Source organism: Streptomyces atratus (genome assembly GCF_014648655.1).
Lineage (GTDB): Bacteria > Actinomycetota > Actinomycetes > Streptomycetales > Streptomycetaceae > Streptomyces > Streptomyces atratus.
Map to the genome: position 1 here is coordinate 1 of NZ_BMRN01000058.1, position 12,741 is coordinate 12,741.

A 12,741-nucleotide genomic window follows, 5' to 3' on the forward strand; every position below is an offset into this window, starting at 1 on the left:
CCTGCCGGTAAGGAGCTTCCAGGCATTTCGGACCGTGCGCGTTAGCGATATATGCGGCAAAGCATGTCGAAACGTTCGACGCGAACCAACATCAAACGCCCACTCAGAGCAGGAGTTGATCGAGGACGGCTGAGGCGAGTGCCGCGTCGAGTGCTCCGACGCCGGTGAGATCGGCGACCGTGATCGCGGTGTCGGGCCGGTCGACGGGTGCTTTGAGCAGCAGGCCGGCCGCGATGTCGCCGTCCGGGGTGGTGGCACCGGCGCGGACGGCGTGGCCGAAGTCGCCGTGGTCGAGGCACTGGGCGTGGTCGTCGGTGGCGATGAGCTCAGCGCGGTGGAAGAGCGCTGGCGGGAGCTCGTTCTTGTGCGGCATGTCCGTACCGATGCCGGTCACGTGTGCTCCCTCGCGTACCTGGGCGGCATCCAGGACGGGGACTGTCGCCGGAGTCGTGGTGATGACCATGTCGGCGGTGACCGCCTGTTGTGCCGAAGCCGGCCGGGCAGACAGGCCGCGCGCTTTGAGGTCGTTGCACAGGGCGGCGGCTTTGTGCGGGTTGCGGCCGTGGACGAGCTCCGTGCTGACCGGGCGGAGTTTGGCCAGCCAGGTCGCCTGGAGGCGGGCCTGTTCGCCGGTGCCGAAGACGGCCAGGATGACGGCGCCGGGCCGGGCCATGGCATGGGTGATGAGCGCGCCCGCGGCGGCGGTACGCCAGGCGGTCAGCAGACCGCGGTCGTCCAGGAGCGCGCGTACCTGTCCGGTGCGGGCGCTGACGACGCAGACCAGTCCGTGGTTGGTCGGAAGGCCCAGGGCGGGGTTGCGGTAGAAGCCGGTGGCGATCTTGACGGTGAAGTCGGTGGCGCCGGTGATCCAGCCGGCTTTGACGTGGCAGTCCCCGTCGGTTTCGGGGAAGTCCATGTGCAGCGGCGGCGGCACGCTGGTGCGGCCCTCGACGTGCGCGACCAGCGCGTCGCGGACGGTGTCGAGGACCAGTTGTAAGGTGGCGGCCTTCTTGATGGCGGCCGTGTCGAAGACGGGGAGGGTCATCGGCGCGCTCGCATCCACTCGGCGAAGGCGGTCAGGCCTTCTTCCGGGTTGCGGCGGCCGATGCCGATGCGGAACCGGTCGGCGGGGGTGGCGGTGAGTTCGGAGCGGTAGATGCTCGCGGGCAGCAGCAGGACACCGGCTTCCTCCACCAGGCGGGTACAGAACTCCTCTACCCCGTCGGCGCCGAGGTAGCGGGGGTAGGCGACGCATCCGCCGTCCGGCGCCTGCCACTCGAAGTCGTCCGCGAACTCGGCGAAGAACGCCTCGAAGGCTGGCAGGTTGGCCGCGATCAGGGCCCAGTTGCGGGCCAGGATCGTCTCGCGGGCCTTCAGTGCGATGCGAGCCAGGACCTCGCTGGGCGCGGAGTTGCAGATGGTGGTGTAGTGCTTGGCCCGCTCCAGGCGCGAGCGCAGGGTGCGGTCGCGGCAGGTGATCCAGCCGATGCGCAGCCCGGGCAGCCCCAACGACTTCGAGGTCACGTTCAATGACAGTGCGCGCTCGGACAGGTCTGCGGCCTGCGGCAGGGTGCGGGCGGGGTCGCGTTCGAGTCCGCGGTAGACCTCGTCGCTGAACAGGTGGATGCCGCGCTCGTCGCACAGGCCCGCGAGGGCGGTGAAGTCTGCGGTATCGATGACCTTGCCGGTGGGGTTGTTGGGGAAGTTCACCGACACGACCCGGGTGTTCGGCCGGATGGCCGCCGCCACGATGTCGAGGTCCAGGGCCCAGTCCCGGTCCGGATCGAGGGCCACGCCGGTGACCTCGCAGAGCGCCAGAGGCACGGTCTCGGCGGCCTGGTAGTTCGGGGTCACCACCACCGCGTGGTCGCCCGCGTCGAGCAGGACGTTCATCGCCAGGTAGAGGGCTTCCTCTGCACCCGCGAAGCAGATGACGTCGTCCGCGTCGGCGTGCTCGTAGCTCTGGGCGATCACCTCGCGCAGGGCCGGGTCGCCGAAGGTCTCGGTGTAGCCCAGGGACAGGTTCTCGAAGGCCCCGCGATCCTTGTCCTCGGCCAGGGCGAGCAGTTCGCTGAGTGTCATGGTCTGGACGTCGGAGGCGGTCAGGTGGTGGCGGGCGGTGAATTCCCAGCGGGAGAAGTACGTTTCCAGGCGGAAGTCGGGCAGCCGGGTCATGGTTGTCGGTCCTTTGCGCTGGGTGCTCTGAGTTCGGCCAGCAGGCCGTAGACGGTGGACCGGGACACCCGCAGCGCCCCGGCGACGGCAGGGGTGGCGCGGCGCACCGCGAACACCCGGGCCTCGTCGAGGCGGCCGAGGACGGCCAGGCGGTCCTGGCGGGTCATGCGTTCGACGGGGCGGCCCATTTCGCGGACGTAGGTGCCGATCACGTGCTGGATGCGCTCGGACCAGTCCTGCTCGAACAGCGGCTCGGGGCTCTTTACGGTCGGCGCGCCGAAGGCGGACAGGACCGCCGCGGCCTGTTCCAGCGGAGTGCGGTCGAGATTGATGCACAGCACCGCAGACGGCTCATCCCGCGCATCCCGCAGGACCGCGCTGACCGATGACAGACGGCGACCGTCCGCGAGCAGCTTCTCGTACGGCCCGTACACGTCCTGCGCCGACGGGTCGAGCTCGTCCAGTTCGCCGAGCAGCGAAGGATCCCCCGGGCGGCGGGAAGTCATCGGGTTCCAGATCTCCAGGACTCGGTCGGTCTCAGGGTCATGCAGAACGACCTCGGCGTACGGGCCGAGCAACAGCGCGACGGCCCGGCACACCGGCGCCCACATCCGCACACGAGGGTCCCGGCCCTCTTCCACGTTTCCCATATTTGGACAGTACATCCAGGCCAGACAAAAAGTCCACACCAGTCCACCGGGATCCTCTCGCGGTAATTCCGGCATCTAACTCGACTGAAGAGCGCCACCGAAGAAGCCACGCAGCGGACGACGACGCCGTCGCGGCGGTACACCGGTTCGTCCACGCGGCGGCGGACCTGCGAATGGGCGCGGTCATCCAGCACGACCACCGGGCCAACCAACCCCGCCTTGGAGCTGGCCGCTTGGAAGATCTCCACGGTTCGAGGAGATTGACACTTGAGCAGCGATCGAACCTGCTCCGCGGAAAGCAACCCAACAGGCTCCCTTCGATACTCGTCCAGCCCTGGACACCGCCGAGATACTCACAACGCCAGCCATCTCAGCGGTTGTTGCGGCACACCGCCTCAAGCCAAGAAGACTTGCAGGGTTCTTGATCACGGCGCGAGGGCCGGTCTGCCGCCGCAGCGGATGCCCATCTCTCTGCGGACAATGGCGCCCCCGTCGGCGGGGCCCCAGCTCGCTCGCCGCCGACGGGTACGGTGAGCCTCTTGCGCACCGTTCAAGTAGTGGCGCGTCACGGGCGGTTCAGGTGAGCGCGAAGGTGTTTTGGGCCGCAGCCGGCAAGGCACTGCCCTGCTTCAACTGGGGTCAGCCAAGCGGGAGCATCTGGCTCCGGCCGGGCCGCAGCCAGAGGTTCCGGACGAATACTGGGAAGCAAGCCAAATAGGGGGTGCATCTTCGGATGACGGTATCGGTGCTCAGGCAAATCCTCGAAGCGCTGGGACCGGCGCCGCTGCACCTTCTGACTGCGCAGGACGGAGCCGATGTACCGGTGTCCGGCGCGCTGATCCACGAACCGCGTGCGCCGCTGCCACCGATGCGAAACGCCATGCTCTTCGCTGTGGGCGTGCGGCCGACGAGCGTCGAGGCCGGCGAGTTGCTCGGGCAAGCGGCGCTGGCAGGTTACACATGTTTGGTCATCAAGCGCTACGGCGAGTCAGCCGGCCAGCTGGTGGCCACCGCATCGGAGACAGGGATCTCGCTTCTGGCAGCGGACGAGGACATGGCCTGGCATCATCTTGATGCCCTGGTCTCCTCCGTTCTGGCGGAAACCGGGCGCACCGTTCATGGGGCTGGTGCGCCAGCCGTCGGGGACCTGTTCGCCCTGGCCAACGCGATCGCGGCCATGGTTGGCGGCGCGACGACCATAGAAGACCCGCGCCAGCGAATCCTGGCGTACTCCACTCTGCCCGACCAGCCGATCGATGAAGACCGACGACAGGGCATTCTCGGCCTGCAGGTACCCGAACTCCCGGCGAACGGTGCACTATACCGCGAGGTGCACGGCACCACGTTGGTTCAGAGGTTCACCGACCCGAGCGGCCTGCCTCGCCTGGCCGTCAGTGTGCACGCCGGGAGCGAACTGCTCGGGTCGATCTGGGTGGTCGACGCCGGCACTCTCGACCACGATGCCGTGCAAGCCCTCTCGCAGGCCGCGGCGACCGCCGCGTTGCACCTGCTGGCGGCGCGTACAGCCGCTGATGTCGCCCGCCGCCAGCGCGCCGATGTGCTCCGACGGCTGCTGGCCGACCCGGCTGCCGTCAACATCGTGGCGCCGCAGCTCAGCCTGAACCCGGACGTCTCCGTGGCCGTGGCCGCCTTCGTCGTTGTGCCCCGCGACGGCGATGGCATCGCCACCGCGCAGGCGGCCACGCGGCTGGCGGACCTCGTCAGCGTGTACGTCGAGGCGCATTACGGGCGGCACGGGTGCGCGCTGATCGAAGGCACCGTCTACGCGCTGTTGCCAACGGGGCCTGCCGGGCAGTCGTACCACGACTTCGTGGCCAACATCGCCCGGCGGGCGATGTTGGCCCTTCGGATTCCCATCCATGCCGCACTCGGTTCCCACGTCGCCGGGCTGCACCTGGCGGCCCGCTCACGCCAGGATGCCGATGTGGTGCTAAAGGTCCTCGCTGAGCGGCCGGCCGAGCCTGACATGCCCTCCGTCGCCACGATCGACGAGGTCCGGGCGAGCGCGACCCTTCTGGAGCTGACCGAGGACCTCGCCGGCAATCCCCGGATGATGCAAGGGCTGGGACCTGCCATTCGGGTCTACGACCGCGAGCACGCTACGGCCTACGCCAGAACGCTGCTCACCTACCTGGACGCCAACAGCGACATCGCCGCCGCCTCCCGCCGGCTCAACGTGCATCCGAACACATGCCGATACCGGATCACGCGCGCCGAGGAAATCTTCCGATTCAGCCTTGCCGACCAGGATGAGCGCCTCCTGCTCTGGATCCAGCTCCGGGTCAGCGACCGGTTCACCACACAATGACGCTGTCAAGCCGCACCTGTGGCCGGGAGTTCACGTTGGAAGCACCGTCCGACGCGGATCAGGTCCCACAGGACGATCACCCGTCGCCGAGCCAGCGCGAGAACAGCCTGGGTGCGCCGCGTACCTTGGCGCGCTTGCGCTCGTAGAAGCGCCGCAGTTGCGGATGCTGATGATCGCGGAGCGTAGAGACGCGTTGCAGGCCGCGGTGGTAGTGCTGGCGGCGGTCGGCGGTGCCGTATCGGCACATGACGCCGGCGGTGGCGGCGAGGAACTCCGCGCCCAGCAGCGGGCCGATGCCGGGCATGCTGGAGATCACTTCGGCGAGTTCCTGCTCGCGAAACCGGACCGCACTGAGCTTGTCGAGCTCTGCGATGTACTCGTTGAGGACCATCACGTCCTTCGCCAGGGCACGGATCACCTGCGCGGTGATCTTCTCCCTGGTAACGGCGGTGTGCTGGCGCCCGGTCCAGGCGTACACCGACTGCCGAGGCGCCCCAGCCTCCCGGGCCACCTGAACAACAGGAACGCCATCAAGGACTCCACTCGCGGCCTGACCACCACACCAACGGTGTCCTTCAAAGCGGAACAGGCTCAGTGGTCCCTGCGGGTGGCTCGGACCACAAGCGTCAACGGTCGGATCAGGTGCTCGGTCACGTTGCCGAGCGCGAGCGTCAGCACCCGCCCGTCTCTTTCCAGGGACGAAGCCCGGATCAACAGAGGGCGTTGTGCTGACGTCGACGCTCGACAACCTGGCCGCGACGGCGGGAGGAGCGGCGGCCGGCCTCAGCGTTCAAGGGGTCCGGGCCCCGGGAACCCACGACGAGTACGCCCAAGCCCCTCCCGGCATCTTGGAACCGCTGAGCCGGTCTACATTTCAGAGTTCACATCTCGGACGATCCGTGGGCTTCAGCGGCTCCAACTACTGCCCAGCGAACGGCCAGATCGCGTCCAGCGGCCTACAGAGGCAGCCACTGGGTACTGGTGGTGACTGCCTTCAGCTCGTCGGCGAGGGGCATGACGCCGATGCCGGGGCCTGTCGGCACCGGAAGGTGGCCGTCCCTCAGGACGAACGGGTTCGTGATGTCCGTTCGGTAGTAGCGGTCCGAGGCGGATGTGTCGCCGGGCAGTGTGAAGCCGGGCAGTGCCGCCAGTGCGATGTTCGCCGCCCGGCCCAGACCGGTCTCCAGCATCCCGCCGCACCACACCGGCACGCCATGAGCGACGCAGACGTCGTGGATGCGGCGAGCCTCGAGGTACCCACCGACGCGTCCGGGCTTGACATTGACGATCGAACACGCGCCGAGCCCGATCGCGTCAGCAGCTGCGCGGGCCGATGTGATGGACTCGTCCAGGCAGATGGGCGTGCGGACAGCTTTGGCCAGCTCGGCGTGGCCGAGGATGTCTTCTTCGTCGAGCGGCTGCTCGATCAGCAGCAGGTCGAAGGGGTCGAGCCTTGCGAGATGGCGTGCATCGGCGCGTGTGTACGCCGTGTTCGCGTCGACCTGCAGCAGCACGTCGTCGCCGAACCGCTCGCGTACCGAGCGTACCGGTTCGATGTCCCATCCGGGTTCGATCTTCAGCTTGATGCGGACGTATCCCTCATCGAGGTAGCCTCCGACGGCGTCGAGGAGCTCGCCGATGGAGGACATGATGCCGACCGAGACCCCGCAGGGGACACGGTCATGTGCGGCGCCCAGCTCCTGCGCCAGCGGCCGGCCCAGGGCGCGCAGTTCGGCGTCGAGTACGCCCATCTCGAGCGCCGCCTTGGCCATCCGGTGTCCCTTAAACCGGGCCAGTGCGGGTGCGACGGCGTTGGCACTCAGCCGATCGTGCGCCGCGAGGGCGGGAATGAGGAAGCGGCTCAGTACATCCACCGCGGCGTCGGCGTACTCGGAGGAGTACAGCGGATCGACCGTGGCGACGCATTCTCCCCAGCCCTCCGCCTCGTCGGCAACCACACGCAGGAGCAGGGCTTCGCGCTCCGTCTCGGTGCCGAATGAGGTACGGAACGGTGCCACGAGTGGCAGGCGGATCCGGCGGAGTTCCACTCCGGTCAGTTTCATGCGTGCTGCCCTTCTGTTGTGTCGCGCTTGAGGACGTACCAACCGGATTTGTCGAATCCGGCGATGTGGAGGTCATCCGCCATCGCTGCCGTGAGCACCTCACGTACCGCGGTGCGCCACGCCCGGCCGCGTTCGGGCTCTGCCGCACGCAGCGACGCGATGTCCGGCGGCACGGCCACCAGCAGCGTGTCGCCATCCGGCACACCGGGCACCGGCGACCCGTCGTCGGAGCAGGCGAGCGCCACCACGGCTCCGCGTCGCTGCTCGGACTCCGCGTCGCACGGCCGGACTGTTCCGGCGCAGGCGGCCACCACTTCGGGCGTGCGCAAGGACCACCGGACGAACAGCCGGTCGGTGTCATCGTCTCCGTTGATGCCGTCGTGCACGCCGCCGTAGAAGTTGGTCAGGTACTCCGGGGCCCCGGCAGCGAGTTTGGCCAGATTGAAGTACGCGTTACGGCTGACGAGTGGGTCGAAGGTCCACGCGATCTCCGAGACGCCACGCGTCATCGCCCAGGCGCGCTGGTGCAGCTTGAGGGCGAAGCCGACGCTCCGGCCGTATGCCGCCGCGGACACCCCGGCGATGTGGCTGTGCATCGCCTCCTCCGCAGGTGGGCGGAAGAAGCCGACACACGCGCCCACCAGCTGGGGGCCATCGAACGCGCCGGTGACGTAGTTTCCGGCCTTGGCCAGGGCTCGCAGGAGTTCGGACGTCACCGGCGGGCTCGACGGGTCGGGGCGCCAGATCGTGTCGTAAAGCCTGTGCACCGCTTCGAGTTCACCGAGCTCGACGACCTCCCGGACGTGAACGCCCGCTGCGCGCGCGGCCAGGTCTGCGGCGTTCACCGCGGCATCAGCGCCCGGATCCGCACCGGCGCGGAGACTGTACGAATCCACCACCCGCTCCATTCTCATTCTCGTGACCTCGTCCGGGAACGTCGTGATCGGCCCGCTGGGGAGGGACCGGCCGACGCCTCGTCGAGCAACCCCGCGACGAGCGCAGCAACCAGGGCGACACATGCGGGTAACTCGGCAACCAGCACATGCTCGTCGTCGGCGTGGGCGCCGCCGCCCACCGCGCCGAGCCCGTCCAGCGTGGGTGTGCCGACGCCGGCGGTGAAGTTGCCGTCCGAGCCGCCACCCACCGCGGCACGGATTGGTGGAGGCAGTCCGAGGTCGGCGGCCACGGCCACGGCGCGCGCGTACAGGGCTGCTGACGCCTCCGCGGCCAGCGGCGGACAGTTCGGGCCGCCCGTGATCTCCACGCGCGCACCGTCCAGCGTCGGCTGCAGGGCGCGCATCGCGGCGTCGATCCGGTGCTGCTCGGCGACGTCGCGGACCCTCACGTCGACCGTGAACTCCCCGGCGGCCGGCACGGTGTTCGACGTGAGACCCGCCGACATCAGCGTCGGTGTGACCGTCGTGCCCCGGTCCGGGTCGGCGAGCGCGGTCACTGCCAGCACCTGATGAGCTGTCTCGACGGTGGCGTTGACACCGCGCTCGGGTTCCAGACCGGCGTGGGCGGCCCGGCCCGAGACGGCCACCTCGTACTGCGAGACGCCCTTGCGCTCGGTCTTGAGCGCGCCGCCGTCGGCTGCCGCTTCAAGCACCAGAGCCGCGGCCAGGCCGGTGGCCTCGGTCTCGATGAGCGTCCGCGAGCTGGGCGAGCCGATCTCTTCATCGGCGTTGATCAGAATCGTCACGCCCGAGGGGTCGGGAAGGCGAGCCGCGGCGTGCATCGCCAACACCAGACCTGCCTTCATGTCGAAGCAGCCCGGGCCGCGCAGCACGCCGGTGGCGACCGCGAACGGATGGGTCGTCAGCGTCCCGATCGGCCATACGGTGTCGTGGTGCCCGAGCAGCAGCACGCGGGGCGGCCCGTCACCGAGGCGCCAGCGCAGGTGCGTACGCCCGTCCAGGACGATGCGTTCCGGGGCCACTCCGAGCCGCTGTGCGCCGATCCGTGCCACCGTGTCCGCGCTTCTGGCGAGCGCGGCCAGGTCGCTGGACGGCGACTCGCATGTCACGAGCGCCTCGATGTCGGCGAGCATCTCCGGCAGCGCGGCGGTCATGTCGGCGCCAAGAGTTGTGAGGTCCATGTCAGTCCGCCTTCGGTGTAGCACGCGAGGCGACGTGCAGATACCGCTCGCCGGTCGGCAGGGCGTAGAAGGTCACCGGAACCCAGGACTGCTCCTCGGGCTCGTGGACGACGAACAGGTTCTCCTTGACCGGCACCATCGCCTGCTCGGTCTCCGGACCGGGCGTCAGCTCGGCCGGCGGGCCGGTGACCGTCGTCCGCAGGATCGGACCGTCGTCCCCGTCGAGCACCTCCATCCGGACGCCCGCCCGCTCATACGTGCCCAGATGGGGTCGTACGTCCTGCGGCACGGGCAGGGCCGGTGGGCTGAGCGGTGGCGGCATCGCGACGTCGGCAAGCTCGGCAAAGATCTCGCCGAACAGGTCCTCGTACAGCCCCGTCGTGTTGCCGCCGTTGGTGAGCAGAGCGACTGCGAGACGCTCGTCGGGCAGCAGGCGCAGGTAAGCGTCCTGTCCGATCGTCGAGCCGTCGTGCCCGAGGAGCCGGCGACCGTCCCAGCCGATACGGGACCAGCCGAGGCCCCATGAGTCGGCGAGGTCGAAGTGGTCCGGCAGTTCCACCTGGAAATCGGCCATTGCCGCGGCGCTCGACTCGGTGAGCAGCCGGGTGCCATCGTGCGCCGGCCCGCCGGCGAGGTGCATTCGCGCGAACGTGAGCACGTCGGCGACAGTCGAGCTGATCAGGCCGGCGGGCGCCACCGCTCGTGGCAGTCCCCACACCGGTGCACGCGCTGGCTCGGTCGCGCCGTCGGTCACGTGCCCAACGGCTGTGCGGTGCAGCAGCGCATCCTCGGGCAGCGTCATCGTGCGCTCAAGGCCCAGTGGGGTGAAGAGCCGCTTCCGTATGGCCTCGTCCCACGTGTCGCCGGTCAGCTTCTCGATCACCCGGCCGGCCAGCGAGAAACCGGCGTTGCAGTAGGACCAGGTCGCGTCCAGCGGATGGTTCTGCGCCACGTCGGCCAGCAGTGCCACGTACTTCTCCAGGCAGTCGTCCCCTCGTCCCGTGTCGGTGAAGACGTCGCCGTCGATGCCGCTCGTGTGCGTGAGCAGATGCCGCATGGTCACGCGCTTGGCGACGTCCGGCTCGGAAAGCCGCAGTTCGGGCAGGACTTCGGCGATCGGGGCGTCGAGGTGCAGCAGACCCTCGTCGACGAGCTGCATGACGACCGTCGCCGTCCAGATCTTGGTGATCGAGCCGATCTGGAATACGGAGTCGGTCGTCGTCTCGACACCGGTGTCCTTGTTGAGCACGCCGTACGCGGCTTCGACGAGCTCGTCCTCCCTGCCAGAACCCATCCGCAGGATGCCGAGCGTGGCTCCGGGTACGTGGTGGTGCTCGGCCAGCGCGGTCAGCCGGCGCTGCCAGTGCGCGGCGTCGAGGCGGGGCCGTGCAGGTCCGGAGCTACTGCCGGCGTACTGCTCGACCCAGTCCACGATGCGACGGTTGAAGTCGATCCGCTGCGACGGCGGCCCGTCGAGGACGAACAGGTGCGATGCCTCCGGGTAGAGCACGAGCCGGGTGGGTACGCCGCGCCCCCGCAGCGCCGTGTGCCACTGCTGGGCCTGGCCGACCGGGCAGCCCAGGTCTGCCGCGCCGTGCAGGATCAGGGTCGGCGTTCTGACCTGGTCGACCCGGGTCAGCGGTGACATCGCCGCGTAGCGGTCCGGGGCGGCCCACGGAAGGGCGCCGAGTTCGGACAGGCCGAACAGGTGGGCGTCATCGGCGGTGCCGGCCAGGCTGACGAGGTCGCTGATCACTCCGCCCGTCACCGCGGCCGCGAACCGGTCGTCCCGGCTGGTGAGGTAGCAGGTCAGATATCCCCCGTAGCTGTAGCCGGAGACAGCCAGCCTGGCAGGGTCGGCGATCCCCGCTGCCACGAGATCGTCGATGGGTTCCAGGAGGTCCTTCGCATCGGCCTCGCCCCAGGCACCGAGCACGGCATTCCAGTACTGCTCGCCGTACCCGTCGCTGCCACGCGGGTTCAGCAGCAGAACGGCCCAGCCACGTGCCACGAGTTCCTGGTGGTAGAGCTCCACCTCGTTGGCGGCACCGTTCCATGCGTTGTGCGGTCCGCCATGGATGTCCAGGAGCAGGGGGCGTGGTCCTTCCGCGGCAGGATCGTGGATGAGCCAGCCATGGACGACCGTGCCGTCGGAGACGGTGAACTCCCGTTCCTCTCGCGGGAACAGCTCGACGTCGGCCAGGCCAGCTCCGTGTTCGGTCCGGACTGTTTCCGCGCCCGTCGCGAGGTCCACGGTGACGATCTCGCCGAACGAGGCCGGCGTGCCGAGCACGATGACGGCCGTGTCACCCGCCACCGACAGGCCGTGGACGTTCCGCCCGGTGCCCGCGACGAGTGGGCGGGGTGTGCCACCGTCGGCGGACACCGCGTACAGGTGGGTACAGCCACGATCGCGGACGCAGAACAGGATCGTGCGACCGCCGTCGCAGAACTGCGGCAGGGCCCCGGGGTAGCTCGGGGCACCTGGCATCACGTTGCGGTCCAGTGCGGCGGCCGGCTCGACCGGTGTGCCGCCGTCCAGCGGAACGCGCAGGAGGCGGGCGTGGCCGGCCGGTTCGCCGGCAGTCCCCACGACGAGGAGTGCCCTTGCGTCCGGCGTCCACAGGATCGGACCGGCGAACCCGTCGGGCAGGCCGGCCGGCTCCGGCCTCGCCGGCTCGCCGGTCACGTCGAGGACGTACACGGGCATGCGGGCCCGCAGATCCGCGTCCGGAGCCATCGCCGCGGCGAACGCCAGCCGTGTCGAGTCCGGTGACCAGGCAGGATAGTTGGCGTGCCAGTCCCCCTCGGTCACCTGGCGGCATCGCCCGGTGGCCAGGTCGAGGACGTGCAGGTGGCGGCGTACGACGCCCAGCAGACCCGCGCCGTCCTCCTGATAGGTGAGCCGGTCTGCGACGAGCGGCGCGCTCGCACGGGCCGCGGGCGACATGCCGTCCGAGTCGGCCGCGAGCGGATCCACCGCTGCCACGAAGGCGATCTTCGTGCCGTCAGGGCTCCACACGGGCGCACCGGCCCCGAGTGGCAGTGTGGTCAGTTGCTCGGCCTCCCCGCCGTCGGCGGGGAGCAGCCATATCTGCGGTGCCTCGTCCCGCGTGCGCAGGAAGGCGATGCGTCCGCCGTCCGGTGACCACGCGGGTGAGGTGTCGGCCGTGCCGTGGGTCAGTTGCCGCGGCCGGCCGGTGCGGGTGCCGACGCGCCAGATGGCGCGCACGTTCCGGTCGGCTTCCGCGTCGCAGGTGCGCAGCACGTAGAGGCACTCGTTGCCGTCCGGCGACAGTGCCGGCTGCTCCGGAACGGCGAACGTGGTCAGGTCGTCGATGCGCTGGCGGCGTGGCGCGCGCGAGGGCTTGGTCAGTGTCATGGGCTTCTTCTCGGTCGGAGGGTGTGCCGGGGATCTTCGAGGTC

The 12,741-nt window shown here is 69.4% G+C and carries 9 protein-coding genes; 1 reads left to right on the plus strand and 8 read right to left on the minus strand.

From position 1 onward, the window contains the following. Nucleotides 1-103: 103 nt before the first annotated feature. Genes IEZ15_RS38685 through IEZ15_RS38695 form a run of 3 tightly spaced genes read right to left on the minus strand, consistent with a single transcriptional unit; the run spans nucleotide 104 to nucleotide 2,825 of the window. Nucleotides 104-1,045: an ornithine cyclodeaminase family protein gene (locus IEZ15_RS38685; RefSeq protein WP_189281703.1), complete on the minus strand. Its 942-nt coding sequence runs from the start codon at nucleotides 1,043-1,045 to the stop codon at nucleotides 104-106. Then, a complete protein-coding gene (locus tag IEZ15_RS38690; RefSeq protein WP_189281704.1) occupies nucleotides 1,042-2,175 on the minus strand; it encodes an aminotransferase class I/II-fold pyridoxal phosphate-dependent enzyme in 1,134 nt (377 codons plus the stop codon). Before IEZ15_RS38690 ends, IEZ15_RS38685 begins: the two co-directional genes overlap by 4 nt. Beyond that, nucleotides 2,172-2,825 (minus strand): helix-turn-helix transcriptional regulator, encoded by a 654-nt coding sequence (locus tag IEZ15_RS38695; protein ID WP_189281705.1) that lies wholly within the window; start codon nucleotides 2,823-2,825, stop codon nucleotides 2,172-2,174. Before IEZ15_RS38695 ends, IEZ15_RS38690 begins: the two co-directional genes overlap by 4 nt. 733 nt (nucleotides 2,826-3,558) lie before the next feature. Between IEZ15_RS38695 and IEZ15_RS38700 the strand changes: the two genes are divergently transcribed. Next, a complete protein-coding gene (locus IEZ15_RS38700) occupies nucleotides 3,559-5,154 on the plus strand; it encodes a PucR family transcriptional regulator (RefSeq protein ID WP_189281706.1) in 1,596 nt (531 codons plus the stop codon). Nucleotides 5,155-5,230: 76 nt separating this feature from the next. On the opposite strand, the gene IEZ15_RS38705 is transcribed toward IEZ15_RS38700, so the two are convergent. The 5 genes from IEZ15_RS38705 to IEZ15_RS38725 all read right to left on the minus strand — a co-directional run bounded on the left by IEZ15_RS38705 (nucleotide 5,231) and on the right by IEZ15_RS38725 (nucleotide 12,697). Beyond that, a complete protein-coding gene (locus IEZ15_RS38705) occupies nucleotides 5,231-5,632 on the minus strand; it encodes a hypothetical protein (protein WP_189281707.1) in 402 nt (133 codons plus the stop codon). A gap of 478 nt (nucleotides 5,633-6,110) precedes the next feature. Further along, a complete protein-coding gene (menC, locus tag IEZ15_RS38710; protein ID WP_189281708.1) occupies nucleotides 6,111-7,217 on the minus strand; it encodes an o-succinylbenzoate synthase in 1,107 nt (368 codons plus the stop codon). Beyond that, nucleotides 7,214-8,113 (minus strand): GNAT family N-acetyltransferase, encoded by a 900-nt coding sequence (locus tag IEZ15_RS38715; RefSeq protein WP_229846413.1) that lies wholly within the window; start codon nucleotides 8,111-8,113, stop codon nucleotides 7,214-7,216. Before IEZ15_RS38715 ends, menC begins: the two co-directional genes overlap by 4 nt. Before the next feature lie 14 nt (nucleotides 8,114-8,127). Then, complete coding sequence (locus IEZ15_RS38720; protein ID WP_229846414.1) at nucleotides 8,128-9,315, minus strand: M20/M25/M40 family metallo-hydrolase; 1,188 nt, start codon at nucleotides 9,313-9,315, stop codon at nucleotides 8,128-8,130. A gap of 1 nt (nucleotide 9,316) precedes the next feature. Then, nucleotides 9,317-12,697, minus strand: coding sequence for a serine hydrolase (locus tag IEZ15_RS38725; RefSeq protein WP_189281709.1), 3,381 nt, complete (start codon nucleotides 12,695-12,697; stop codon nucleotides 9,317-9,319). Between the last annotated feature and the right edge of the window lie 44 nt (nucleotides 12,698-12,741).

Coding starts and splice junctions, on each gene's coding strand:
- IEZ15_RS38720 (WP_229846414.1), bottom strand. CDS start 9,315: ATGGACCTCACAACTCTTGGCGCCGACATGACCGCCGCGCTGCCGGAG.
- IEZ15_RS38685 (WP_189281703.1), bottom strand. CDS start 1,045: ATGACCCTCCCCGTCTTCGACACGGCCGCCATCAAGAAGGCCGCCACC.
- menC (WP_189281708.1), bottom strand. CDS start 7,217: ATGAAACTGACCGGAGTGGAACTCCGCCGGATCCGCCTGCCACTCGTG.
- IEZ15_RS38700 (WP_189281706.1), top strand. CDS start 3,559: ATGACGGTATCGGTGCTCAGGCAAATCCTCGAAGCGCTGGGACCGGCG.
- IEZ15_RS38695 (WP_189281705.1), bottom strand. CDS start 2,825: ATGGGAAACGTGGAAGAGGGCCGGGACCCTCGTGTGCGGATGTGGGCG.
- IEZ15_RS38725 (WP_189281709.1), bottom strand. CDS start 12,697: ATGACACTGACCAAGCCCTCGCGCGCGCCACGCCGCCAGCGCATCGAC.
- IEZ15_RS38690 (WP_189281704.1), bottom strand. CDS start 2,175: ATGACCCGGCTGCCCGACTTCCGCCTGGAAACGTACTTCTCCCGCTGG.